The sequence below is a fragment of the Campylobacter sp. RM9334 genome (genome assembly GCF_020138145.1).
GTDB lineage: Bacteria > Campylobacterota > Campylobacteria > Campylobacterales > Campylobacteraceae > Campylobacter_E.
The window spans coordinates 1-24,157 of the sequence record NZ_JACGAX010000008.1; the positions used below are offsets into that span (position 1 = coordinate 1).

Here is a 24,157-nt window from a genome sequence, read left to right on the forward strand (position 1 = left end):
TTTATTTTATGTAGGCTAGAATTTAAAAACCCACCCATATCACAAATATTTAAATCCATATTTAACTCTCCTTTAACTAAACTTATATCGGTTAATTTTCTTTTTCTTTAAGAGTTTTTAGTAATAATTTACTAAATTTTAAAAAAAGGAGAGATTATGAAGAAATTATTTTCATCTGTTATTTTATTGTTAGCTTTAAGCTCAGTTGTATATGCTGCAGGACACGAATATAAAAAACCAGTAAATCACTGCACGATTACTTGGTATGGCAAATTATATTGCAGCCCACATATCAATGATTAATCAAAAGAATTACGAATTTATTCGTAATTCATATATAAGTTTTACTGCATTTATAAAATACAAAATTATTAAAAATTAAAAGAATTTAAATCTACTTATTTTTTATAAATATGCCTAAACCACAAATTAGCATAATCAATCAAAGCACTTCTTTTATTTTTTGCAAAAAACTCATCATATTCATTGATTTTTACATATACGCTTTTAATGAATTCTCCATTATCAACGCCACCACCAACTCCTACAATATCATCATCACTAACCCTAGCAAAAAATAAATGTTGAGTATTTACCCCACTACCAAATCCTGTATAAAATTTATTAATATAAACTAATTTTTTAGGCTTAAATCCTAATTCTTCTATACATTCATCTAAGGCGATTTCTTCTAAGCTTTTGTTTTTATCAATTATCCCACTACATAATTCAACCGAAAATCCACTCTCATAATCTTTACAATTTTCGTAATAATATAAAGGTGCTCTAAATTGTTTTACAAATATAAAACTATCCTTGCTCTCGTGATATAACATAATACTAACAGAATCAAAAGACTTTATAAAATCCCAATCTACCTTATGCTCGTTTATAACAAAACTAGCTCTTAAAGGTTTTATAAAATCTGATTTTTTAAACTCAACTATTTTAAAATCACTTATATCAATTTTCATTCAAGCTCCTTTAAAACCTTAAGCCCTATTTCATCAAATTGTTTATTTTTATAATGATTTTGCATTAGATTATCAATACTTGCAGCAAAAATCATATAAATATATGACAAATCTTGAGTATTTAATGCTTTATAAAAATACTCATCATCAAGCCCACTAGCTATAATATCTATAGCTTCTTCGTAATTATTAAACTCATAGCCTAATAGTTCTAAAAATCTTTTAGCATTTGAATTAACCACAAAAATAGGCTTTTTTAAAAGAAAATTACTAAGCATTAAAGCCGTATCAAAACCAATGCCTTTAATATCCATAATCCAATCAAAACTAGCATTATTAATAAAGTCATCAAAACTGCTAAAATCATTCACAATTGCCTTTGCTAAATCGCTAATTTTTTTTGCTTTTGTATTATAAAATCCACTTGCTTTTATTAACTCGGCTAGTTCTTTTACATCAATTAAAGCAAGTTTGTTTATAGAATTTGAAATAGGAATTTCAACATTTTTTAATGCTTTTTGAGTGTTTTGCCACTTGGTATTTTGACCTATTAAAAGAGCTAAAAATTTTGAAAAATCATCATAATTTTGCCATTCATAAGAACCTTGTAAATTATGTTTTAATAACGCTTTAAAAATACTAGCTCCATTAATCATTCAAATCCTTTTTTAGTTCATAAAATTGTTTAGCGATACGACCATTTTTTGTGCCTTTTAAATTTGCAAATTCTAAAGCCTTAGCCTTTATCTCATCACTAAATTCATCTTTAAATAATGATTTTACAATGCTTAAATACTGCTCTTGGCTCATTGAATAAAAATTAAGCCATATTCCAAATCTTTCTTTTAAAGCAAATCTATCATCGCTTTCATCTTTAAAATCAGCGTCTTGATAATTTGTATTACTTGATTTTAAAAGATTTTTATAATTTGAGCTTAAAATAAACATTATATTATCACTTAATTTCTCGCATCCACCATCTAAAATCGGCTTTAATGCCTTAAAACTATCATCATTTATACTAAAGCTTATATCATCTAAAAATATTACGAATTTGTATTCTAATTCGCTTAAATCATCAATAATATATCTTAAATGCGATAAATCTTCTTTAAAAACCTCAACTATTCTTAAATCACTTTTAATAAATTCATTAAAAATAGCCTTGATTAAACTAGATTTGCCACAACCTTTTGCACCGGCTAATAAACAATGCTGATAGGCTTTGTTTTGTAAAAAATTATTCATATTATTTTTTAAGATATTAAATTCTTTATCCAAAAACAAAAGGTCTTTAAAATCAACCAAATCAAGGTTTTTAATAGGCTTAAAGCTACTAGTTCTTGCTCTATAACTAGCAGCTTTAAATTCTTTAAACAATGCTATCAAAACTAACTTCTTTTAAATCAGCCACACAAGCAATGTGCTTATAAATGCTATAAACTAATGCTAAGCGATTATTTTTAATCTCTAAATCATCAACATTTATCATAACATTATCAAAAAACTCATCAATGATAGGTTTAAGTGCAAAAATCTTACCTAAATTATCACTCACATCATCACTAAAACTAATATCTTTATAAGCTTTATATAATTTAATCTCATATTCATTACTTAATTTGCTTTCATCACAATATAAATCTTTACTATCTTTTATGATATTTGCAAGTCTTTTAAATGTTGAGATTTTGCTCTCATAATCTTTATCTTTTGCTAGATTTATAAGTGCTTTTATATTCTCATCAATTACTACTAAATCATTATTATTCACATTTAAAACTGCTTTTATAAAAGATGAATTTACGCTATATAAAGCATTAAATCTATCTGTAATAAAATTAAGCAATTTAACTTTATCATAATCTTTATAAAGACCTTTAAACTCGTTTAATAAATCTAATAAATTAAATTTAACGCCTAAATCAATTAGAATTTTAATAATACTTAAAGCTGCTCTTCTTAATGCGTAAGGGTCTTTATTACCACTTGGAAGCTTGTTTATACTAAATAAAGCCATTAAAGTATCAAGTCTAGTTGCTAAGATTACAATTTTACTTAATTTTGTGCTTGGGATAACATCATATAAATATTGCTCTTTAATAGCAGTGCAAACTTCACTAGAATACCCCATATTAGCAGCATAATATGAGCCTACAATTCCTTGTAATTCAGGGAATTCGCCTACCATTTGTGTCCTTAAATCAGCCTTGCTAAGTGTGATTGCATCTTTTATATTTTTTGTATTTTCATAAGCAAATAATTTTGCTAATCTTAAGGCAATTTCTTCTTCTCTTTGCTCTTTTTGTGCTATTGTGCCTAATTCTTGCATATAAATTGTATTGTTTAATAATTCAGGTTGTAAGCCAAGTTTTAAGTCATTTTCCCAGAAAAACAACGCATCGCTAAGCCTTGCTCTTAACACCTTTTCATTACCTTTTTTTATAGTTTCTAAATCAGGATTGAATGAATTTGTAATTGTTATAAAATTATTGCTTAAAGAATTATCCTTATATACTGCAAAATAGCGTTGATTTTCTTTCATTGAAGTAATTATTACTTCAGGTGCAACTTGTAAAAATTCTTTATCAAAACTACCTAAAAGCGCTGATGGATATTCAGTAATTGCTACAACTTCTGCTAATAATTCTTCATCAATTTCAGCTTTTAAATTCCATAATTTTTCAATATTTCTTATCTCACTTAAAATGATTTCTAATCTATCTTTAGGATTTAAGATAACTTTGCCTTCTTTTAAAGTCTTAAAATACTCATCTTGGGTATTAAAAGATATTTTATCCATACTAATATTTCTATGAACGAAAGTACTTTTACTTGAGTTTATATTAAACAAACTTGCATTAATTAATTCATCATCCATCATAACGCATAGTCCAGTAATTGGGCGAATAAAACTAAAAGTATTTGCACCCCAACGCATACTTTTACCAAAATTAAGACTTGTAATAAAGCTTTCTAAAATATCATTTATTAATTCGCTAAATAATTTACCTTTTTCTATTTTTTCTACATATAAACAAACTTTTCCTTTAATTTCTTTAAAGTTAAGTTCGTTTTCACTAATATCTGCTTTTGCTAAAAAACTCTCACCAGCTTTACTTAATTTCCCATCTTTATAGGCTACTTCTTTAGGAGCTCCGATTAACTCTATAACGCTATCGTTTGCTCTTTCGTTTGCTTTAAATGTAAAAACAAATCTTCTAGGAGTGTATAAAAACTCTAAATTACTAAATTCAATATTATTTGCTTTTAAAACCACTTCTAATTTATCTTTTATATTTGGTTCTTCTTTTAAAAAAGGAATTGCAGGTAATTCTTCTGTAGTTATTTCTATTAAAAACTTTCTCATTTTATCTCCTTAAATGTAAAACCTTGCTCTTTAAGAATTTTTCCAACTTCTTCTTGATGAGCTTTGCCTTTAGTCTCAAGTGTGATTGTAATATTTGCATCACCAAAATCAGTGCCTAATCTATCATAATCAACTTTTATTATGTTTGCTTGTGCGTCTTTTAAAGCTTTAGTTAAATCAAGTAATGCCCCTGCTTTATCAATTAAAGTTACGCATATTTGCATTTTTCTATAACTTTTAATAAGACCTTTTTCAATAATATTATTTAGCATTGTAATATCTATATTTCCACCACTTAAAATACAAACTACATTGCCGCTTAGATTAGGAATTTTGCCGTGCATTACAGCAGCTACACTTGCTGCTCCTGCACCTTCAACTACTTGTTTATGTTGCTCTAATAAAAATAAAACCGCATTAGCTATTTCTTCATCGCTAACCATAACCATATCATCTACATTATTTTTAATTATATTAAAGCTATCTTCATTAACATCTCTTACAGCTATACCATCAGCTATTGTTTTTACCTTGTTTGAGTTTATGATTTTACCTTCATTAAAGCTATTTAGCATAGCACTAGCGCCCTTGCTTTGCACTCCTATTACTTTAATATTTGGATTAATTTGTTTTGCTGCACTAACAATACCACTAATTAAACCGCCACCGCCTACTGGAACGATGATATAAGAAATATTGTTTAATTCTTCAATTAGTTCTAAAAATATAGTCCCTTGTCCTGCCATTACAAACGGGTCAGCAAATGGGTGAATAAAGGTTAGATTTTTAGTCTTTTCTAACTCTTTTGCGTAAGCATAAGCTTCATCAAAATTATCGCCTTTAAGTATTACATTAGCACCTAAATTAGCTGTGCTGCTTACTTTATTTACTGGTGTTGATTCTGGCATTACGATATGAGCTGTTATACCAAACTTTGAAGCAGAAAAAGCTACTCCTTGAGCGTGATTTCCTGCACTTGCTGCAACTACTCCTAGTTTTTTTTGCTCTTCATTTAAACTTGCAATCTTATTATAAGCGCCCCTTATCTTATAAGCTCCAATTGTTTGAAGATTTTCACATTTTAAATATATATTATATTTATCATTTGATAAAAATCTTGAATAATTAAAAGGCGTTTTAATTGCCACATCATATACTTTTTCTTTAGCCGCATATATTTTGCTAAGCTCTATCATCTTTCTTCCTTTCTAGGTAAAATCCACACTCTAAATGCTCTGAATTTATAAACTGGTCAAACAAAACAAATCTTTTTAACTCGTGAGTTTTGCATAATTTTTCTAAATCTATTTTAGCCGTTAATGGATTGCACGAAATATAAATTATATTATCATAGTTTTTTACTAAATTAACACATTCGCCTAAACCGCATCTTGGAGGGTCTATTAAAATATGTGAAAAACAAAAATCATCTAAATTTAAATCTTTTAGCCTATTAAAAGCTCTTACCTTATTAAAAGCGTCTTTTACTTCACTATCTTTTAGCCTTGCTGTAAAAATATTATTTACATTATTTAATTTGCAATTTTTATTTAAAAATGCCACATTTTTTTTACTAAGTTCTGTTGCAAAAACTTTTTTAAAAAATGGTGCAAGTGCTAAGGTAAAATTACCATATCCACAATAAAGCTCTAATAAATCATCGCATTTTTTATCTTTAAGACAAGATTTTGCAAACTCAAGCATATTTTCATTCATACTTAAGCTAGGTTGGATAAAACACTCATCATTAAACTCATACTTAATACCATTGCTAAAATGCTCTAAAATATCGCTTGGATATGATATTCTTTGTTTTCTTGATTGCATTATTAAATTAAGCTTTAAATTGGTTAATTTGCTTAATTTTTCGTAATAATTTTCTATTTTAAATTCTTTTATGTCTTTATGATATAAAAGCAAAACATTTAAAGTATAAAAGCTCTTAAAAAATCTAATTTCAAATAATTTATCTTTTAAAACTTCATCTAAAGCCTTAAGTAATTTAGGCATAAATTCTCTTATCTCATCACATATAAAAGAAGTATCAAAATCAGTTATTTTTACCTTATCTTTAAACATAGCATAAGATATTTCGCCATTATTTTTATATAAAGCAAAATTAACCCTAGTTCTTAAGCCATCTTTATAAATCTTCTCGCAAGGAATTTGAAATTCCTTGCAAACTAAGTCAAATTTATTCAACTTTTTTTCCTATTAAGCGAAGTGCTAAGCTCATCATAACAACACCTAAAATAATTGTTAAATACACATTTAAGCCAAGACTTACAGGAATATATCCAAAAACTACGCTAATAGCACATACTAAAAGTGCATAAGGCATTTGAGTTTTAACATGCGCACTTAATTCGCATTTTGCACTCATTGCACTTAAAATTACGGTATCAGCTATCGGAGAACAATGGTTTCCAAAAATAGCACCTGTTAAAACACAAGAAATATTTATAACCATATATTCATGAAGTTCATTTCCACTCATACCAGCTTCAAGACCAACTGCATGTGCAAGTGGGATTGCTAAAGGCATTAAAATACCCATAGTTCCATAACTTGTGCCTATTGCAAAACTCATAGCCGAGCCGATTAAGAAAATTAAACTAGGAAGTAATACATGCGGAGTTGAGCCTGATAGTAATTGAACTATGTATTTATGAGTGCCTAATTCTTTTACAATTGCAGCTAAGCTCCAAGCAAAAAGTAGCATTGCAATTGTAAATATCATACTCTTCCAGCCATGTAGCCAAGTCTCTACTGCTTCTTTGTGATTAATTTTTTTGCGAACTAGACCTAAAATAACTGCAACAACACTAGCAAATAATGCAGCTTGAAATAATGCTAAGCTTGAGTTTGCTTCACCTAAAGTAGTTCTTATCGCATAAAAACTTAAATAATTTTCTTCAATCTTGCTTAAAATGTCTGCTTTATCAGGGTCATCTATAATTGCATTTAAACCACTAAAATAAAAACTTGCTAAAGCTGTAATAATAAGAGTTAAAATAGGAATTAAAGCATCACTAATTTTATGCTCTACTCCATCATTTGGTTTTAATTCACGCTCAAGTTCAGCTCCAACATCAAGTGCAGCTTCACTTACTATTCCTGCACGAGCATTTTTTTCAGCTATATACATTGAGCCAAATTCTCTTTGCTGAATAGCTGTTAAAACAACGAAAATTAGCATAAAGATATTATAAAATCTATAAGGAATTGTTTGCATAAATACTCCAAAAGCATTTACATCGCTAATTCCTACTAAAGAATAAGCAGTTTTAATAAGTCCAACTTCAATACCTATCCAAGTAGAAATTATTGCAATTCCTGCAACAGGTGCAGCGGTGCTATCAAGTATGAAGCTTAATTTTTCACGAGAGATTTTAAACTTATCAGCAATTGGTCTCATAATAGGACCAACGGTTAAACTATTTGCATAATCATCAAAGAAAATACAAAGCCCTATAAGCCAAGTGCTAACTTGAGCTGAAACAGGACCTTTTACAAAGCGAGTAAGCGCAAGTGCAACTGCGTTTATTCCACCCATTTTAGTAATTAATGCAACCACACCACCTATACAAAATACTTGCAAGATTACTCCTGCATCATCGCTATCTATCATAGCATCTAGCAAATGTTTTACTATATTTGAAAATGACGCTAAAAATAAATTTACCCAATCCATAAAAGATGGATTATTATAAGTAAATGTATAAGTATCATTTACAATATTTGCTGTGTAAAAATTAGCAAAAGCTAGAAGAAAAGTCCCCGTAAAAACACCTATAAATAAAGATAAAATTACTTCACGAGTAATAAAAGCTAAAATAATAGCCATTAAAGGCGGTAAAAGTGTTAAAACGCCATATAATTGCATATTGCTAACGCTTGTATCAGCTGCGTTTGCAAATATACTAAAAAACATTAAAAACAAAAATCTCATTTTAAATTCCTATTTTAAATTCTACATTCTTTTTGATACTAAACAAGCCGTAATAAAGGCAACAAATGCTACTAAAACTATATAAGCTCCACCACCGATTTGATATAAAAATGGTGGATTTTCACCAATTGCAACTTTGTTTAAAAACGGCAATAATATAGGAGTTATAAATCCTGCTATTGCGTAAGCTAGGTTGTAGCTAAAGCTAATTCCACTATAACGAATTTTTGCAGGGAAAATCTCAACCATAATTAAAGGCGTAAAGTTCATAAGTCCTGCACTAAGAGTTGCTAATAAATAAAAACTCACAAGTAAATTAATATCCTTGCCTATATACAACTCATAAAAATACAACGCACCAAAAACACCCCAAAGAATGGCAAAAATCTTATAAATCCTACTAATTCCAAATTTATCACTTAAAAATCCTGTTAAAACACAACCAATCATCATAGCAAGTATTCCATACATTTGAAGAAGGGTATTATCAACAGGGTCTAATTTCATAACAGCTTTTACGAAATTTGGAGCAATTAATAAAAATACAACCACACAAGCAGTTAAAACCCAAGTAACTAAAATAGAAATAAATATCCCAAATCTATGATTTTCTATAACATCTTTTATAGGAAGTTTTACTAAAGAATCGCTTTCTTTCATCTTTTTAAATACAGGAGTTTCATTTAAATATCGTCTAAGATATAAAGAGATTATTCCAAAAATACCACCTAAAGCAAATGGAATTCTCCAACCCCAATCCTTTAGCTCTTCAGTCGTAAAATTAAGCTGCATAATAAGTGCAACCAAACAACCAAGTAAAATTCCACCAACAACGCTTGAAGTTAATAAGCCTATAAATAGACCTTTTTTGTTATCTTCACTATGTTCTCTTACAAATACCCAAGCACCAGGTAGCTCTCCACCTATTGCCATACCTTGAAAAATACGAACAAATAAAAGTGCAATAGGGGCTGCATATCCAATTGTCTCATAAGTTGGAATAATAGCAAGTGCAAAAGTAGGAATTACCATAAGCAAAATACTTAGCATAAACATATTTTTTCTACCAAATTTATCTCCAAAATGTGCCATCACAACGCCGCCTAAAGGACGAGCTAGATAAGCTGCTGCAAATGCTCCATAAGTATTTAGCTCTTGCCAAAACGGGCTAAGCGTATTTGGGAAAAAATGATGTGCAAAATAAGATGAAAAAAATACAAATATAATAAAGTCATAAAACTCAAGAGTTCCACCAAGTGAGCTTAAGGCTAGAGTTTTTACTTCTTCTTTGTTTAATTTTTTTGTCATATATCTCCTTTTTCGTAATTTAATTTATCTCTATTAATAGCCAATTCTTCATAAGCTTCGCTAATAAATTTATTTATTTGATAATCAAATGATGAAGTATGAGATAAACCTACAATTACTTGAACTTTAGCACCTTTTACTCCAAAACGATTTTTCATAGCTTCTTGCCTAACTTCATCTATATAACTCTTAACTACAACCTCATCTTCATTAATAATAAAAACTAAAAACTCATTTCCACTCCAACGAGATATGTATTTTTCATAGTTTTCACTATTTTTTCTTAATATATATGCAAATTCTTTTAAGACTTCGTTGCCTAATTCTGTTGTGTATTCTTCGTTAATTTTTCTTAAGTTATTAATCTCTATTACTATTACACTAGCTTGAGTAATTACATCTTCATCAGCATTATGTTCAAGTTTTGCATTCATAATTTCTAAGAAAGAATATTTATGATAAGTTTCAGTTAAGGTGTCAAAACTAGTAAGTCTTTTTAAATGGCTCTTTCTGTTTTCATCATTAACAAATCTAATAACCTGACCTAATTCCATAATAATTTGGGTAAAAAATATAGCACTAACTACGCAAATTATATTGATAATATATATAAATACTTGTCCTGGCTCTTGATACGCCTTGTCGCAATAGAAAAATAAAAATAAATATAACAAGAAATAAACAAAAGGAAATATAAAAATTAAAGCAGAATATTTTCTTAAATTAAGATAATAATAAGATGTAAGCATAATTAAATATAAATCAAATCCATATCCCCAACCAATACTTAAAGAAAAATAAGTAGCTGTAAAAATTGATTCTAATTGAAATAAATACCAAGCATAATGCCTAACGCTTATAAAATTTACTCTTATAATTTTTTTAAACAATGATGATTTAAAAGATTTTTTACCATTTAAAATCTTTCTATATCTATTATAAAAATAATTTTTTTCTCCAAAACTCTTATAAAGTTTTCTACCAACAAACAATAAGAATAAAAAAGCTAAATAATATAAAGATGTTGCAAAAATTTCATAAGAAGTAATTATAAAACCATTGTAATAAAAAATCAAACCAGTAAAAAATCTAGCAAAAAATAAAAATAGACTATTTACTAATATCAAAACTTCATATTTAACCACTTTAAACCTTTTAATTTATATCGTCATATCCACTTTTATACAATATATACTCACGACCCATTGTTTTTGTTTCATATTTTAATTTTACGGTTTCATTTATTTTTTCTAATAAAACTTTAGGTCTTTTTTGAGTATCTATATGCTTGTGGTATTTTGCAACAATTTTTAAATAAATATCAAAATTATCTTTTTTCTTTCTAATCATCTTATCAAAATCTTTGCTTATTGATTCAAGTAAGAAATAAAACTTAGAGCTTTCTTCTTCTAAAATTAATACAAAAGTATTTAAATCCCATTTAATTATAATTTCATCATTAGGATAATAAACTCTTAAAAGACTTAAGAATTCATTCATTACTTTATTTTGGTAGTAGTAATCTATCTTAAAATATGAATCTTGGTCTTTTTGAACAAAAGCTATCTCAAATATACAAACATTAAGATTATTGTATTGATTTTGTTGTCTTTGTAAAAGCAATTGTGTGAAATCTTTTTTATCAATTAGATTGAATTTAGTATGTATTTTTTTAGTTATTTTTATATGACTTTTATTTACAGATAATTTTTCTATATCTTCTATTGATTTTAGACCTACTACATGGTTGCTAAATACTATGCTAGAAAAAACTACAAAAACAGAAATTATAAATAATAAATTAGAAAAAAAACTCTCCTTATAATAAGGATGCCAAAAATAATAATCAATTAAAAATAAAGATATAAATATAGTTAATAGCACTAAATAAGTAATATTTGCTATCAATAATCTTTTTTTAGAATCATTTATAAACATTATATAAATCAAAGTGGCTAGCAAAATAATATATAAATGAGCCCCGCCTGCCATAGAATATAAATATATATTACAACAAATAGCAATGATTATACATGCCCCACCACCCATAAAGCTAAACCAGTCAAGATACCTTGCTACTGATTTTTTCTTTCTATTTAAAAGTAAGGCATAAAATAAACAAGCACAAACAATATATAAACTTGATATAAAAAATTCTTTAGCAAAAAGCATAGTAATACCTAAAAAACCAAATGTAATAATTATGGTTAATATTAAAATTACATAAATTCTTTTTAAGGTAATATTATGATTTCTTATATCTTCATAGGTATCATAAAGCTCTTGTATAAATTCTACTCTTTGACTATCGTATTCTCGCATTATGCCTCGTCATAACTATAATCATCGTCATCATACATATCTTCATCATATATGTTATATTCATCAAGACTGCTTAATTCATCATCAAAATCTTGCTCAAATTCGTCATCAAACTCATCTAACTCATCGTCAAATTCGTCTAATTCATCATCAAAGTCATCATATTCACTAAAGCCATCTAACTCGTCATCTTCATAATCTAAAAACTCATCATCATCGTAAGCCATATAATTTTCCTTAATAAAATTAAAAATGCTAATATACCATTTTATTTATATTATTTGTTAAAATCTAAGCAAAAATAAAGGAAAAAAATGCAACTTACACACATAAACGAGCAAAATAATCCTACTATGGTTGATGTTAGTGATAAACAAATTACTAAAAGAAGAGCTTTAGCAAGTGGCAAAATCACAATGAACGAAGAGGCTTTTAAAGCAGTTTTAAACGGAAATGCTAAAAAAGGAGCGGTAATAAATACAGCTATTGTTGCAGCTGTTATGGGAGCTAAGCAAACATCAAATTTAATTCCAATGTGCCATCCACTACCAATTAGTAAAGTTGAAGTAGATATTGAGCCAATTGAGAATGAATTTGCTTTTAGACTAAATGCAGTGGTAATCACCGAAGGAAAAACAGGTGTAGAAATGGAAGCATTAAATGCTGTTAGTGTAGGCTTATTAACGATTTATGATATGGTTAAAGCAATTGATAAAACAATGGTTATTGATGATATAAAATTATTAGAAAAAGACGGAGGCAAAAGTGGTCAATTTAGAAGAAATTAAAGCTGATTTAAAGATAGAATATCCTTGCAACTGGAGCTATAAAGTAATACTTGATAAAGATGATGATATAAATGAATTAGTAAAAAAGCTAGATATTAAAAATGCAAAAATTGAAAGTTCAAAATCTACAAGTAATTATAAAAGCTATAACCTAAGCCTAGAAGTGCCAAATGAAGCTTATAGATTAGAATTATTTTCTACTCTTAAAAAACATTCTAAATTTGTTTTATAAGGAAAAACTATGAAGAATATATTATTTAATGAAATACAAGAAAAAGCAAAAAAAGAATTTATTAATTCAAACGATGATGGATTAATCGCTAGATTATATACCAAGTATTGTGAAGAGCTAGAGAATTTAGAAGCGCTTACAAATGAGAATAAAAATATAGTTTTAAAAGCCCTTTTAAGAGCAAAAATGTCTATAAAAGAGCAAGAGATTTATACTCTTACAAATGAGCTTGAGATGATTAGAAAAGAGATAAAGTCAAAAGAATTAGAGCTTTATAATATTACAAAATCAAGTTTTAATGAGCTAAGTAAGGTAGTTCAAAATGATATTCAAAAAGAATACCTTGAAGAACTTATGTTAAATGAAGCAAACTCATTACAAATTCTTTACGAAACTTCTCAAAATGCTTTTATAAATGTTCTTGAAACAAATGCGATGATAGAAGAAAGATGCTTTTTAATAAGTAATTTTATGCTAATTAACGCACTTGAATATGCTAAGTTTAATAAGGATAAAATAATTAATGCAGCTGAACTTATCTTAAAAGCAGCACTTGAACTAGCAAATGAATGGCAAAGCTATGCTGAAGAGCTTTTGACTGGAGTATTAAATGGACTTTTAGAAGGTATATTTGCTATCTTAGAAAGGCTTAAAAAGGATTTGGAAGTTAGCTTAAGTGATAATGAACTTGATAATATGAAATTATCTCTTCTAAGTCTTGAGCGTGATTTTATAGCTATGATTAAGACAAATCTAAATAACGATGCTTCTGGTAAGGCTCTTGAAAATATTTTAAACAATAAACTTGATAATAATTTTGCTAAATTTGCAAGATTAGTAAGAGAAAACAAGCAACTACTAAATATAAAATTAATCAAATTTCAAAATAGCGAGCTAAACGAAAAAATCAAAAAAGAATTAAATACTTTAGAAAAAGCTTATAATGAATTTGATGTAAAAAAATTAGCTTCAAATATTTTCACAAAATTTAAGAAGAACTAAAAAAAGAATTTGAAACTCTCGTTTCAAATTCTAAAAATTATTTAACTTTTATATTACTAAAAATTGCTGGAGTATAATTTACACCCATATTAAATACTTTTTCATCAACCTTTTTAGCATATTCATTTTTTCTATCTTGGTCAATTTTTTTGTATTCAACACCATCTTGATAATATTTTCTTAATATTGCGATTTTTTCTTCATCAGTTTTAGCTGTTTTGATTTCATCAAAAATATTAAGCGATTTATCTAAAGCATTCTCGTGCATTGGAAGTGGAGTTAAAACAAATTTAATATTAGTTTTTTTCAAATCTTCTTCTATATTTTTTAAATGTTCTCTACAATAAGGACAATCAGGGTCGCTAAATACTACCATTGCAGTATTGCTATTTTGCTTTCCTAGATTAATAATCATATCAGGATTTTCTTTAACAAAATCTGTTAATAATAAGCTTAATTTCTCTTGTTTTTCTTTTTCTTTTTTAGCCATAAAACTAGCTTTTAAATCTATACTTTCTTTCATATTAAGCATAGTTGGTGTTCCATAAACTCCATCACTAAAGAAAACATCAGAGCCAACTACAACTCCATCTTTTAATAAATTAAACTCTACCATTTCAAATTTTGAATCAGGAACTTTATCAACTTTTACTAATTCTACTTGAATATTTTCTGGTGTAATTGTTTTTACAAATTCTATAACTTTATCACTAATTTTACTAGCACTTAAAGCGCTTACAACCGACATTGCTAATATTATTTTTTTCATACTAATCTCCTTAAAAAAATAAAAGTTTAATTTTGCATTAAATAGCGTTTATTGTCAATATTTTTTACACCCTTTAAAGTGTCTAAATACTCAAGTAAAGCAATGGCATATTTTCTACTTAAGTCATATTCATTTTTAAGTTCTTGCACTCCTACACCTATTTTTAAAATAGGGCTTATGTTTTTTACAAATTCTTCAAGTGCTTGTGTGCTAATAAAATAATTATGAGCTAGTCTTTTTACCTTATTTTGAGAACATAATTTCTTCATAATATCATCACCACTTTTTCTATCTAAATTAAGCTCATCATAGATATTATAAGGAGCTTTTGGGGTTAGGCAATTTAATTCATCATATATTTTTTCTTCATTATTTTCTAATAATTTTTCTAATTTTTCGCCTTTTTTATAAAAAAGACCATTATTAAATTCTAAAAAATCTAAATCTTTTAAAGCCAAATCACACAAAAACTCATCAATTCCTAATGATTTTTCTAAGCTTTTTGCACTTTGTAATGAATAAGGGTTTTTAGTAAAAAGCTCTTTTATATTGTTTTTTGTATCTTCTAGGGCTTTTTTTGCATATACACAAGCACCATTTAAATCTACTATCTCACCTACTTCTTGAGCGTATTCTAAGGCTTTTTGCGTGCTTAGATTAAATCTTTGCGGCGCACAAAAAAGCCCAAAACCTGAACTATGATTTTGATTTAATAAAGCAAAAGCACTTTTAAAATCTTTTTGCTCTAAAGCATTTAATAATTCAATCATTTTTGATTTTTTAAGTGGCTCTGTAAGTGGATTTAACACCACTCCACCAGCAACAGCACGAGCATTTTTTAAGATTATAAAAGGCTCATTAAAACTTAGAGCAATTGGTTTTTTTAATACAAATTTTGCAAATCTATCGTATTGTAAAAATTTCGCTTCAATTTGCTTATTGGCAGCACAAAACAATACATTTTCATCATGCTTTAATTTACCTTCTAAAGTAGTATAAATCTCATTTGCACTTCTTAAATAACCCTTAGAATAAATGATATTTCCTACTTTTAAATTCCCTTTAAATACAAAAGCAACCCTAGCAGGTGCTACTACACTTTCTACATTTTTATGCTGAACTTCAATTGATTTTATTTGAATATTTTCTAATTCATCGCTTAAATAAGTTTTGCATTCTAATTTGCCACTTTTTAAAATACCCGTTGCTACAAGACCAATGCCTTTTACATTAAATACTCTATCAACATTGATTTTTAAAGCAAAATCTTCATAATTTGGAACTTTTAAACTCAATAAATATTTTTTAAGCTCATCTATGCCTAATTTGTTTTTAGCACTTACTAAAAATACTCTAATAGGCGTAAAATCAAGTTGCTTTAAAATCTCTTGCTTTTTAGCATCAATATCTTGGCATAAATCAATTTTATTTAAAACTAAAATTATATTTTTTACACCCATAATTTTTAAGATAAAAATATGCTCTAAGGTCTGTGCTTTTAGCCCTTCGTTAATATCTACAACAAGCATTGCGTATTCACTTTGAATACCACCTATCATTGTCTTAACCAAGCTTTCATGACCTGGCACATCAACAAATGAGATATGCTCTAAGTGTGAAAAGCTCAAATCAATAGTAATCCCACGCTTTTGCTCTTCAGGTGTATTATCTCCATCAAAGTCATTTAAAGCTTTAATTAATGAAGTTTTGCCGTGGTCAATATGACCTGCGGTTGAAATTATTAACATTTATAAAGTCCTTCCTTTCTCCATAGTGCGAAATTTTTTTCATATCCTATGCCGTAATCTTCGTAAAATTTAGGGCAATTAATAGCCATTTCTTGAGTTTTGTTTGGCTCATCGTGTGGATAAATATAGTATTTTTCTTTATCAGGATGATTATTGTCTAAATATGTCGGTATTTGTAAGGCTTCATTGCTATTTACAAATTCTAAGGCTTTATTGATTGCTTTATAAGATGAATTTGATTTTTTAGAATTAGCTAGAAAAACTACGCATTGAGAAAGCGTAATTCTTGCTTCAGGTAAGCCAATGTCCTTACATATTTGCAAACACGAATTAGCTATTACTAAAGCATTTGGATTTGCATTGCCTACATCTTCACTTGCAAATATACAAAGCCTTCTAGCAATGTATAAAATATCAATACCTGCATTTATCATTCTAGCAAGATATAAAATTGCTGCATTTACTTCACTTGCTCTTAAGCTTTTAATAAGGGCTGAAGTTAGTAAAAACTCATCTTCTTTATTACTAATATAATTTGGTCTTAGTGCTTTTAGCTTTTCTAGGCTAATATTTTTAAAAACATTTGCGTATCTTAAAAGATTTAGCATTGCTCTTGCATCGTTTGAGCTTGATTTGATTAAATAATCTTTTATTTCTGTGCTTAAATTAGGTTGAGCTTGTTCTAAAATCTCTTTTAATTCATCATAACTTAATGGCATAAACTCAAAAAACAATAACCTAGAGCATAAAGCCTTATTTAGTGAATACAAAGGATTATGAGTGCTTGCAGCTAAAAAATAAAAATTATTTTCTTCTAAAGGTTTTAATAACACATCTTGAACGCCTTTATTTAAGCGATGAATTTCATCAATAAATACAACAGGCTTAAAAAGGCTATCTTTTTTAATAACTTTTCTAAGTTCTTCAACGCTAAAGCTAGCACCATCAAACTCATAAAAATTAGTTTTTAATTCTTTTGCTATAAATCTTGCAAAAGTGGTCTTACCTACCCCGCTTGGACCATAGAAAACACTATGCGGAATTTCTTTTGCTTTTATAAACTCATCAAAAATTTCTCTTACTTTATCCTGCCCTACCATTACTATCCTTTAAGGGCATTGTAATGATTTATTTTAAAAACTTAGCAAAGCTTAAAGCAAAATTAATATATTTTCCAAATCCAAATTCTTTTAAAATAAACAATGATATTTCTTTTAAAATATCAGGTTTTACTTCTTTAACTTCTACTTCTTTTTTAGGCATAAATTTATTCACTAATTCACTTGCCTTGCTTACAATTACTTGAGTTTTTGTAGCTTTTCTAGGTTTTTTAAAAAGTGCAAAAATTGATTTTGCAATTCTTTTAATAAACGAAAACATTTTCCAACCTTTATTGATAATAATTTTACAAATTATAATTATTTTTGATTAATAAAGTGATATTATTTTTCATAATCTTTATTGAAATTATTTTTAAATTCATTTTTAACTTTAATTTACTAAAATAAGCGTTTTTTTAATTAAGGAAAGTATATGCAAAATAAACTAAAAGAATATGCAAAATTAGTTGGTAACACGCCTTTAGTTGAAGTTGAATATTTATATAAAAATAAAAAATCAAAAAGCTATTTTAAACTAGAATATTTTAATCCAAGTGGCTCTATTAAAGATAGAATGGCATTAGAAATTATGCAAAATGCTGTTAAAAATAATGAATTTAAAGCTGGTATGAGCATAGCCGAAGCAACTAGTGGAAATACAGGTATAGCTTTTTCTGCTTTAGGTGCTTTTATAGGTGCTAGTGTTGAGATTTTTATGCCTTGCTGGATGAGTGAAGAGCGTAAGAAAATAATTAGAAGTTACGGAGCAAAATTAAGAGAAGTTAGTGCTTGTGAAGGTGGCTTTAGTGGTAGCGTAAGACTTGCCGATGAGAGTGCAAAAAATGGCAATGTATTTTTACCTCATCAATTTGAAAACGAAAGCAATGTAAAAGCCCATGAAAAAACTGCAAATGAAATTCTAAACACTCTAAAAAAACACAATCTAAAGCCAGATTGCTTTGTAGCAGGAGTTGGAACAGGTGGGACTATAATGGGGATTGGCAAGGTATTAAGACCACTTGGAGTAAAAATATGCCCATTAGAGCCTGAAGGCTGCGCTAGTATGAGTAATCCTGGAGAAAATTCAGAACATAGAATTCAAGGCATAGGAGATGGTTTTGTGCCTGATATTGTAAAGCTAAATGAATTAGATGATATCATCATAGTAAATGATATAGATAGCGTTATAATGGCACAAAAGCTAGCTAAAATCGGACTTGGAGTTGGAATTTCTAGTGGGGCTAATTTCTTAGGTTGTATTAAGGCTAAGGAGCTTTTTGGAGATTGCGTAAGCGTTAGCGTGTTTGCTGATGATAATAAAAAATATCTAAGCACTGATTTAATGTTAAATATGCAAGATGAAGAAAGATTTTTAAGCAATAAAATTGAATTAATCGGATTTAAAGTATTATAAGGAGAAGATATGAAAAAATTAATTTTACTAAGCATAATTTCAAGTATTGCAATGGCAGATTGCTCTTATAAAATCAACAAATTAGAGCGTGAATTAAGCTATGCAAAACAATATGGCAATTTTAATAGAGTTAGAGGTTTAGAAAACGCTTTAGCAAATGTAAGAGCACATTGTGGTGGCAGTAGTGTTTATAATAATGATTATTACACTAGAAAAAATGAGATTAAAGACACTATTGAAAGATTAGAAGATGAAGCTGAGCGTAAGATTGATAGGATTGAAGACAAGCTTGATGAATTAAATGATATGAAAAATAGTATGAGTAAAGACGAATACAAAAGAAGAAAAGCAGAATTAAAAGCTGAAAAAAATCGTATAAAAGACGAATATAAAAGACAAAAACAAGCTTTAAAAAACTCTTATAAATATTAAAAAAAGCCTAATTTTTTAGGCTTTAATTCTTCAATAATTGTTTAATCGCTAAAGATGATAATAAAAGCCCCATAGAAGCAGTCATTCCCATAAAAGACCCTAGCCCAACACACATTGGCTCTTCTTCGCTATAAGCCATTTTAAATTTACCTTTAAATCTGCGTTTTTTAAGCTCAAGTCTAACGGCTTTTGCTAAAGCACACATTTTAGTCTTATCCCAATTTGCAACCTTTAATTTTAAAGGGTCAATTCTTTTTGCAGCTCCACCACTGCTAATAAAACTAATACCTTTTTCATAAGCAATTTCAGCTATATCGCATTTAGCTTTAACATCATCAATACAATCAATTATTAAATCAAATTCTTTATCTTTTAAAAACTCTAAAAAGCTTTCTTTAGTGATTAATAACTCATAGCAATTTGCCTTATAAAATTCAGCAAAAACGCTAGCCTTACTAAGTCCAATATTTTCAGAATGTAATTGTCTATTTTGATTACTAGCTTCAAAATAATCCTTATCAATTCCACTTACATTAATACCAACTCTAGCAAGTGAGCTAAAGCACATACCACCAACTCCGCCAAGCCCACAAATTAGCACTTTTTTTGAACTCAATTTATCATAATTATCTTGAAATAATAATCTAGCTCTTGCAAATCTCTCACTCATTTTCTAACCATTTCTTTACTTTTTTTAATTCTTTTTTAGCCGTTAGATTTAGCTTAATTGGAGTAATACTTGCATAACCTTGTCTTACATAATCAATATCATCATCTTTTGCTTTTACCTTGCTTAAATCATACAAGCTATCTAGCCAATAATACTCTAATCCTCTAGGGTTTTTACATATTTTACTTGAGAATTCATATCTCATTTTACCCATCTTACAAACTTTATAACCTTTATAATCACTCTCACAACTTGGATAATTTACATTTAAAAATCTTCTTTTTTTAAGTGGATTAAGCTTAAGTAATTTTAAGATTAATTTAACAGCAAGTTTACTTGAACGCTTAAAATCTATATCTTTTTCATAAAGTTGAGAAAAAGCAATCGCATTCACTCCACAAAGCACACTCTCCATACAAGCAGCCGCCGTGCCTGAATAGGTTATATCTTCAGCTAAGTTTGCTCCATTATTAATCCCACTTACTACCAAATCAGGTAATTTATCCTTAAAAATAGTGCAAAATGCAAGATTTACGCAATCACTTGGTGTGCCATCTTTTAAGGCATAATAATTTTTCTTAATTTTTACAAAACTTAGTGGATGATTTAGTGTAAGCGAATGCGCACAAGCACTCTTATTGCTCCAAGGAGCAACTACAAAAACCTCTAAATCTTTAATCTTTTTAAGTCTTTTTCTAAGCGCTAGAAGACCTGGTGCATCATATCCATCATCATTGGTTAATAATATTCTCATTTTTACCTTTTCATATCAAAATCTATAAATAATTTTATTTTTTTATCATTATTAAATAATTCTAATCTATATCTCATAGTGCTTAATAAACAAGTGCTTACCACAAACTCACTTTCATAATCTCCGTTATCAAGTCTAATAAGCTCGGCATTTATAACACCCATATCCATATTAAGCCCATATAATTTAAGATTTAGATTATCGTATTTAGGTAAGCCTTTAATTATTAATTTAGTTTCTTCCATAAATCTTATCGGACGATTAATAATTTCAAAACTAATTTTTCTACCTTCGAAATCTTTTTCGCATATATCTTTATTAATAGAGCATTTAAGTGGAGTGTTTAAATAATTTTCATCAATTTTTTCATCATCACAAGCTATGAAAAATAAAGCTAAAAATATTAACACAACTCTCATTTTAAATTCCTTCTAATAGCAACCAAACTAAAGATTGTTAGGATAATTACGCTAATTATTAGCCATAATGGACTTTCAAAATTGCTCTTTTCTCCTGCGTAAGAATGCTTACCTACTAAATAATAATTCACTCCAAAATAAGTCATCAAAATAACGCCAAATCCCCACATACTAAGAAGCGCGTATAATAGTTTTGATTTTAATTTTAAATGCACCAAAATTGCATATATTAATATACTTATTAAAGACCAAGTCTCTTTGCTATCCCAGCCCCAGTATCTTCCCCAAGACTCATTAGCCCAAATTCCACCCAAAAAATTCCCGCAAATTAATAATAATAAGCCTAAATGATTTGCTAAATATATTTGAATATTTGCCTTATCGTAAGGTTTTTTAAATATTACGCACGATAAATAAGAAAAGCTAATTAAAGCACTTAAGCCAAAAAATCCATAAGAAGCAGCAATTAAGCTTACATGAATACTAAGATAAGGAGAATTTAAAACAGGCATTAGATTTGTAATTTGTGGATTAATATCATTAAGATGTGCTGTAAATAATGTAGCAACGCTAAATAATAAGCATAAGCTAAGTAATAGATTTTTTCTAAAAACAAGTCCAGCAAAAACGGAGCTTAAAGCAATATAAATTAAACTCTCATAAGTATTAGTAAGCGGAGTAAATCCTGCTACAAAACCCCTTAATCCAATGAGAATTAAATGGATTAAAAATAGTATTAAAGTAAGATAAAAAATAATTTTAGTATTTTTATTTATCACAAATAAAGAAAGTATAAAAAGCACTAAATAAGCAAAACACAAACTATAAAAAGCATCATATTTGCTTAAAAATATTTGAGTTTTAATCTGTGCTTGGCTAGGTAAAAAATCAAACTGATTTTGCAAGTTTTTAATCTTAGATAAAATCTCATTAGCCTTGCTATAATCATTAGTTTTTTTAGCAATTACTAAAGAGCTTAAATATTCATTAATTAGCTTTTGATTATCCAAGCTTATATTATTTGCAAATGGGCTTTGCAAGTGGTTTTCATCAGGAATTATCTTAAATAATTCTGCTGTAAAAATTAAATATAAAATATTCACACTCTCATCAACTCTAATCAAATCCTTATCATAATCATTAAAATTCGCTTCTCCTTTAGCATAGGTTTTTTTAATTTCATCTTTTAATTTATAGCTTGAACCATCGTAAAAATCACTAAATTTTGCTTGTTTTTCACAATTTAAAAATTCTCTTAATTTAGGATTTTTGACCCTAATTAATCTAGCTTCATTTACATAAGTAACATCGGTAATTAATCTAAATATTTCTTCACTTGCAGCGTTTTTATTAGGACAACCAATTTTATTGCATAGCTCTAGTGAAAAAGTATAAAATGGCAAACATCTATCATTTAGATCTTGAATAATTAAAGAATTTAATTCATTTATATGAGAGTTAAAATCATTTGCTTTTAAATTTGGACTAAGAATTATTATAAAAACAACACTTAAAGCCTTAAAATATTTTCTAGTTTTTAGACTAAATAAATTTAAAAAACACCCAATAAATAATAAAGCATAGCCAATATAAGTAGGAGTTTTGCCTAAATCTTTATTAGCACTTAAAATCGTGCCTTTTAAATCTTCATCATAAGAATGCTGAAAATACCTAATACCTTTATAATCAAGCACTTTATTCATAGCTATTTTTACATCTATTTTTTGATTATTATCTAAGATTAATAACTCACTTTCATAATCTTTTGCACTCTTGCTACCTGCATAAGTTATTAAATTAAATCGTTTTAGATAAATATCAAAATCAAGCTTTAAGCTCTCTTGCTTCCAAGAAATATCATAATCATTTATCTTAATATTATCGTTTAATGCAAGGATTAGTTGTTCTTTTGAAATTCCTGATTTAAATTCTACTCTAATCGCTTGTAAATTACCCCCACTCATACTAAGTGCGTCTTTTGAATGAACTAAATAATTTAAAGCCGAAAAAGAAAACTCATCTAGCAAATATATACCATCTTTTAATTTAAAATCACTGCTTAGAATTTGATTTAAGAATTTCATTTCTTGATTAGTGTTTATATAAAACTCATTATCTTTTATATAAAAATTAACATAATTAGTGCTTGTTTTGTTAAAGCAAAAATCAATATTAGCAACACTAACGCATTCATTATAATTAATCTCAACATCACTATATCCATTATCAAAATTAAATCTTAATTTTAAATAACTAGGGTCGTTTAAATCATCACTTTTTACCTTAGTAATCCCTGCTTCATTGCTAAAATCAACAAACCTTAAACTTGCATTATCAAGTTTTATAATCTCATTTAAATTACTAGTTTTACTGATTTTATCATTGTGTTTTAAGACTAATTCAGTTTTTGTGCTTTTTATCTCATTTGCTTTATTATCAACCCTTAAATGAATAATGCCTTCAAAACCAAAAAAATGAGTTAAAACAGCACCAATAAATATAAAAATAAAAGAAATATGAATTAAAAATAATGAAATATTTTTATAAAGTTTGTATTTAAAAATCGCATAAATCACACTTAAAAACAATAAAACCATAATCAAGTGAAAATACCAAGCATTATAAACTAAACTCATAGCATAACTTGTGCCTTTTGCACTCTCAATAAATGTAGCAACCCCACAAAAAATAGCAAAAATTAGCATATAAACTAAAGAAATCTTTAAATTTAAAAATTTATTTAAAAACATTATTATTAAAACTACTTTCTTTTAAAATCATTCTTAATTGATAAAATTTATTATCTAAACTTAAAGCTATATTTTATAATAAAAGCCTTAAAAAATAAGAAAATTAATTAAAATTATTTAATACATTTTTTCTCCTTTTTGAATTATTTAAAT

At 27.6% G+C, this 24,157-nt stretch carries 25 protein-coding genes; 6 read left to right on the top strand and 19 right to left on the bottom strand.

Going from position 1 to position 24,157, the window contains the following annotated elements; genetic code table 11:
• Positions 1–156 precede the first annotated feature (156 nt).
• On the top strand, positions 157–303 hold the full coding sequence (locus AVBRAN9334_RS04795; protein ID WP_214149657.1) for a hypothetical protein: 147 nt from the start codon (positions 157–159) through the stop codon (positions 301–303).
• A 95-nt stretch (positions 304–398) separates the two neighbouring features.
• On the opposite strand, the gene AVBRAN9334_RS04800 is transcribed toward AVBRAN9334_RS04795, so the two are convergent.
• The 11 genes from AVBRAN9334_RS04800 to AVBRAN9334_RS04850 are packed head-to-tail and all read right to left on the bottom strand — an operon-like array spanning position 399 to position 12,153.
• Positions 399–974: an NUDIX domain-containing protein gene (locus tag AVBRAN9334_RS04800; protein ID WP_442862246.1), complete on the bottom strand. Its 576-nt coding sequence runs from the start codon at positions 972–974 to the stop codon at positions 399–401.
• Positions 971–1,630: a hypothetical protein gene (locus tag AVBRAN9334_RS04805; RefSeq protein WP_214149658.1), complete on the bottom strand. Its 660-nt coding sequence runs from the start codon at positions 1,628–1,630 to the stop codon at positions 971–973. Before AVBRAN9334_RS04805 ends, AVBRAN9334_RS04800 begins: the two co-directional genes overlap by 4 nt.
• Complete coding sequence (locus tag AVBRAN9334_RS04810) at positions 1,623–2,363, bottom strand: DUF815 domain-containing protein (RefSeq protein WP_214117442.1); 741 nt, start codon at positions 2,361–2,363, stop codon at positions 1,623–1,625. The genes AVBRAN9334_RS04805 and AVBRAN9334_RS04810 overlap by 8 nt, the downstream gene beginning before the upstream one ends.
• Positions 2,347–4,344: a glycine--tRNA ligase subunit beta gene (gene glyS / locus AVBRAN9334_RS04815; RefSeq protein ID WP_336607158.1), complete on the bottom strand. Its 1,998-nt coding sequence runs from the start codon at positions 4,342–4,344 to the stop codon at positions 2,347–2,349. Before glyS ends, AVBRAN9334_RS04810 begins: the two co-directional genes overlap by 17 nt.
• Positions 4,341–5,540 carry a threonine ammonia-lyase gene (gene ilvA, locus AVBRAN9334_RS04820; RefSeq protein WP_214120479.1) on the bottom strand — a complete coding sequence of 400 codons (1,200 nt, stop codon included), beginning with the start codon at positions 5,538–5,540 and terminating at the stop codon, positions 4,341–4,343. Before ilvA ends, glyS begins: the two co-directional genes overlap by 4 nt.
• Complete coding sequence (locus tag AVBRAN9334_RS04825) at positions 5,527–6,546, bottom strand: tRNA (uridine(54)-C5)-methyltransferase TrmA (protein ID WP_336607159.1); 1,020 nt, start codon at positions 6,544–6,546, stop codon at positions 5,527–5,529. The genes ilvA and AVBRAN9334_RS04825 overlap by 14 nt, the downstream gene beginning before the upstream one ends.
• A complete protein-coding gene (locus tag AVBRAN9334_RS04830; RefSeq protein ID WP_336607160.1) occupies positions 6,539–8,296 on the bottom strand; it encodes a Na+/H+ antiporter NhaC family protein in 1,758 nt (585 codons plus the stop codon). The genes AVBRAN9334_RS04825 and AVBRAN9334_RS04830 overlap by 8 nt, the downstream gene beginning before the upstream one ends.
• A 21-nt stretch (positions 8,297–8,317) precedes the next feature.
• Positions 8,318–9,604, bottom strand: a complete 1,287-nt coding sequence (locus AVBRAN9334_RS04835; protein ID WP_336607161.1) for an MFS transporter — start codon at positions 9,602–9,604, stop codon at positions 8,318–8,320.
• Positions 9,601–10,749, bottom strand: coding sequence for a GGDEF domain-containing protein (locus tag AVBRAN9334_RS04840; RefSeq protein WP_214117448.1), 1,149 nt, complete (start codon positions 10,747–10,749; stop codon positions 9,601–9,603). Before AVBRAN9334_RS04840 ends, AVBRAN9334_RS04835 begins: the two co-directional genes overlap by 4 nt.
• Before the next feature lie 10 nt (positions 10,750–10,759).
• The gene (locus AVBRAN9334_RS04845) at positions 10,760–11,926 is read right to left on the bottom strand and encodes a hypothetical protein (protein ID WP_214117449.1); all 1,167 of its coding nucleotides are present in this window, start codon (positions 11,924–11,926) and stop codon (positions 10,760–10,762) included.
• Positions 11,926–12,153, bottom strand: coding sequence for a hypothetical protein (locus AVBRAN9334_RS04850; RefSeq protein ID WP_214117450.1), 228 nt, complete (start codon positions 12,151–12,153; stop codon positions 11,926–11,928). The genes AVBRAN9334_RS04845 and AVBRAN9334_RS04850 overlap by 1 nt, the downstream gene beginning before the upstream one ends.
• An 87-nt stretch (positions 12,154–12,240) precedes the next feature.
• On the opposite strand from AVBRAN9334_RS04850, the gene moaC reads away from it, so the two are divergent.
• Genes moaC through AVBRAN9334_RS04865 form a run of 3 tightly spaced genes read left to right on the top strand, consistent with a single transcriptional unit; the run spans position 12,241 to position 13,948 of the window.
• Positions 12,241–12,714, top strand: coding sequence for a cyclic pyranopterin monophosphate synthase MoaC (gene moaC / locus AVBRAN9334_RS04855; protein ID WP_214117451.1), 474 nt, complete (start codon positions 12,241–12,243; stop codon positions 12,712–12,714).
• Positions 12,692–12,946, top strand: coding sequence for an HP0495 family protein (locus AVBRAN9334_RS04860; protein WP_214117452.1), 255 nt, complete (start codon positions 12,692–12,694; stop codon positions 12,944–12,946). The genes moaC and AVBRAN9334_RS04860 overlap by 23 nt, the downstream gene beginning before the upstream one ends.
• Positions 12,947–12,955: 9 nt before the next feature.
• Entirely contained in the window at positions 12,956–13,948 is a 993-nt protein-coding gene (locus tag AVBRAN9334_RS04865) for a hypothetical protein (RefSeq protein WP_214119763.1), read from the top strand.
• Between the two features lie 37 nt (positions 13,949–13,985).
• On the opposite strand, the gene AVBRAN9334_RS04870 is transcribed toward AVBRAN9334_RS04865, so the two are convergent.
• The 4 genes from AVBRAN9334_RS04870 to AVBRAN9334_RS04885 are packed head-to-tail and all read right to left on the bottom strand — an operon-like array spanning position 13,986 to position 17,845.
• Positions 13,986–14,717 carry a thioredoxin fold domain-containing protein gene (locus AVBRAN9334_RS04870; RefSeq protein WP_214117454.1) on the bottom strand — a complete coding sequence of 244 codons (732 nt, stop codon included), beginning with the start codon at positions 14,715–14,717 and terminating at the stop codon, positions 13,986–13,988.
• 26 nt (positions 14,718–14,743) lie between these two features.
• Entirely contained in the window at positions 14,744–16,465 is a 1,722-nt protein-coding gene (selB, locus tag AVBRAN9334_RS04875) for a selenocysteine-specific translation elongation factor (RefSeq protein WP_214117455.1), read from the bottom strand.
• The gene (locus tag AVBRAN9334_RS04880; protein ID WP_214149663.1) at positions 16,459–17,565 is read right to left on the bottom strand and encodes an AAA family ATPase; all 1,107 of its coding nucleotides are present in this window, start codon (positions 17,563–17,565) and stop codon (positions 16,459–16,461) included. The genes selB and AVBRAN9334_RS04880 overlap by 7 nt, the downstream gene beginning before the upstream one ends.
• A 28-nt stretch (positions 17,566–17,593) precedes the next feature.
• Entirely contained in the window at positions 17,594–17,845 is a 252-nt protein-coding gene (locus AVBRAN9334_RS04885) for a hypothetical protein (protein WP_336607162.1), read from the bottom strand.
• 153 nt (positions 17,846–17,998) lie between these two features.
• Between AVBRAN9334_RS04885 and AVBRAN9334_RS04890 the strand changes: the two genes are divergently transcribed.
• Both AVBRAN9334_RS04890 and AVBRAN9334_RS04895 read left to right on the top strand, forming a co-directional pair.
• Complete coding sequence (locus AVBRAN9334_RS04890; protein WP_214119760.1) at positions 17,999–18,979, top strand: PLP-dependent cysteine synthase family protein; 981 nt, start codon at positions 17,999–18,001, stop codon at positions 18,977–18,979.
• Positions 18,980–18,988: 9 nt separating this feature from the next.
• Positions 18,989–19,411 (top strand): DUF1090 family protein, encoded by a 423-nt coding sequence (locus AVBRAN9334_RS04895; RefSeq protein ID WP_336607163.1) that lies wholly within the window; start codon positions 18,989–18,991, stop codon positions 19,409–19,411.
• Positions 19,412–19,433: 22 nt separating this feature from the next.
• On the opposite strand, the gene AVBRAN9334_RS04900 is transcribed toward AVBRAN9334_RS04895, so the two are convergent.
• From AVBRAN9334_RS04900 to ccsA, 4 genes are read right to left on the bottom strand one after another with little or no spacing between them, the layout of a single operon-like run.
• The gene (locus AVBRAN9334_RS04900) at positions 19,434–20,081 is read right to left on the bottom strand and encodes a tRNA threonylcarbamoyladenosine dehydratase (RefSeq protein WP_214117460.1); all 648 of its coding nucleotides are present in this window, start codon (positions 20,079–20,081) and stop codon (positions 19,434–19,436) included.
• Complete coding sequence (gene surE / locus AVBRAN9334_RS04905) at positions 20,074–20,835, bottom strand: 5'/3'-nucleotidase SurE (RefSeq protein WP_214117461.1); 762 nt, start codon at positions 20,833–20,835, stop codon at positions 20,074–20,076. The genes AVBRAN9334_RS04900 and surE overlap by 8 nt, the downstream gene beginning before the upstream one ends.
• A 2-nt stretch (positions 20,836–20,837) precedes the next feature.
• Positions 20,838–21,254, bottom strand: coding sequence for a hypothetical protein (locus AVBRAN9334_RS04910; protein WP_336607164.1), 417 nt, complete (start codon positions 21,252–21,254; stop codon positions 20,838–20,840).
• Positions 21,251–24,004, bottom strand: a complete 2,754-nt coding sequence (gene ccsA, locus AVBRAN9334_RS04915) for a cytochrome c biogenesis protein (RefSeq protein ID WP_336607165.1) — start codon at positions 24,002–24,004, stop codon at positions 21,251–21,253. Before ccsA ends, AVBRAN9334_RS04910 begins: the two co-directional genes overlap by 4 nt.
• Positions 24,005–24,157: the final 153 nt, after the last annotated feature.

Coding starts and splice junctions, on each gene's coding strand:
- AVBRAN9334_RS04795 (WP_214149657.1), top strand. CDS start 157: ATGAAGAAATTATTTTCATCTGTTATTTTATTGTTAGCTTTAAGCTCA.
- AVBRAN9334_RS04800 (WP_442862246.1), bottom strand. CDS start 974: ATGAAAATTGATATAAGTGATTTTAAAATAGTTGAGTTTAAAAAATCA.
- AVBRAN9334_RS04805 (WP_214149658.1), bottom strand. CDS start 1,630: ATGATTAATGGAGCTAGTATTTTTAAAGCGTTATTAAAACATAATTTA.
- glyS (WP_336607158.1), bottom strand. CDS start 4,344: ATGAGAAAGTTTTTAATAGAAATAACTACAGAAGAATTACCTGCAATT.
- ilvA (WP_214120479.1), bottom strand. CDS start 5,540: ATGATAGAGCTTAGCAAAATATATGCGGCTAAAGAAAAAGTATATGAT.
- AVBRAN9334_RS04830 (WP_336607160.1), bottom strand. CDS start 8,296: ATGAGATTTTTGTTTTTAATGTTTTTTAGTATATTTGCAAACGCAGCT.
- AVBRAN9334_RS04835 (WP_336607161.1), bottom strand. CDS start 9,604: ATGACAAAAAAATTAAACAAAGAAGAAGTAAAAACTCTAGCCTTAAGC.
- AVBRAN9334_RS04845 (WP_214117449.1), bottom strand. CDS start 11,926: ATGCGAGAATACGATAGTCAAAGAGTAGAATTTATACAAGAGCTTTAT.
- AVBRAN9334_RS04850 (WP_214117450.1), bottom strand. CDS start 12,153: ATGGCTTACGATGATGATGAGTTTTTAGATTATGAAGATGACGAGTTA.
- moaC (WP_214117451.1), top strand. CDS start 12,241: ATGCAACTTACACACATAAACGAGCAAAATAATCCTACTATGGTTGAT.
- AVBRAN9334_RS04865 (WP_214119763.1), top strand. CDS start 12,956: ATGAAGAATATATTATTTAATGAAATACAAGAAAAAGCAAAAAAAGAA.
- AVBRAN9334_RS04870 (WP_214117454.1), bottom strand. CDS start 14,717: ATGAAAAAAATAATATTAGCAATGTCGGTTGTAAGCGCTTTAAGTGCT.
- selB (WP_214117455.1), bottom strand. CDS start 16,465: ATGTTAATAATTTCAACCGCAGGTCATATTGACCACGGCAAAACTTCA.
- AVBRAN9334_RS04880 (WP_214149663.1), bottom strand. CDS start 17,565: ATGGTAGGGCAGGATAAAGTAAGAGAAATTTTTGATGAGTTTATAAAA.
- AVBRAN9334_RS04885 (WP_336607162.1), bottom strand. CDS start 17,845: ATGTTTTCGTTTATTAAAAGAATTGCAAAATCAATTTTTGCACTTTTT.
- AVBRAN9334_RS04890 (WP_214119760.1), top strand. CDS start 17,999: ATGCAAAATAAACTAAAAGAATATGCAAAATTAGTTGGTAACACGCCT.
- AVBRAN9334_RS04895 (WP_336607163.1), top strand. CDS start 18,989: ATGAAAAAATTAATTTTACTAAGCATAATTTCAAGTATTGCAATGGCA.
- AVBRAN9334_RS04900 (WP_214117460.1), bottom strand. CDS start 20,081: ATGAGTGAGAGATTTGCAAGAGCTAGATTATTATTTCAAGATAATTAT.
- surE (WP_214117461.1), bottom strand. CDS start 20,835: ATGAGAATATTATTAACCAATGATGATGGATATGATGCACCAGGTCTT.
- AVBRAN9334_RS04910 (WP_336607164.1), bottom strand. CDS start 21,254: ATGAGAGTTGTGTTAATATTTTTAGCTTTATTTTTCATAGCTTGTGAT.
- ccsA (WP_336607165.1), bottom strand. CDS start 24,004: ATGTTTTTAAATAAATTTTTAAATTTAAAGATTTCTTTAGTTTATATG.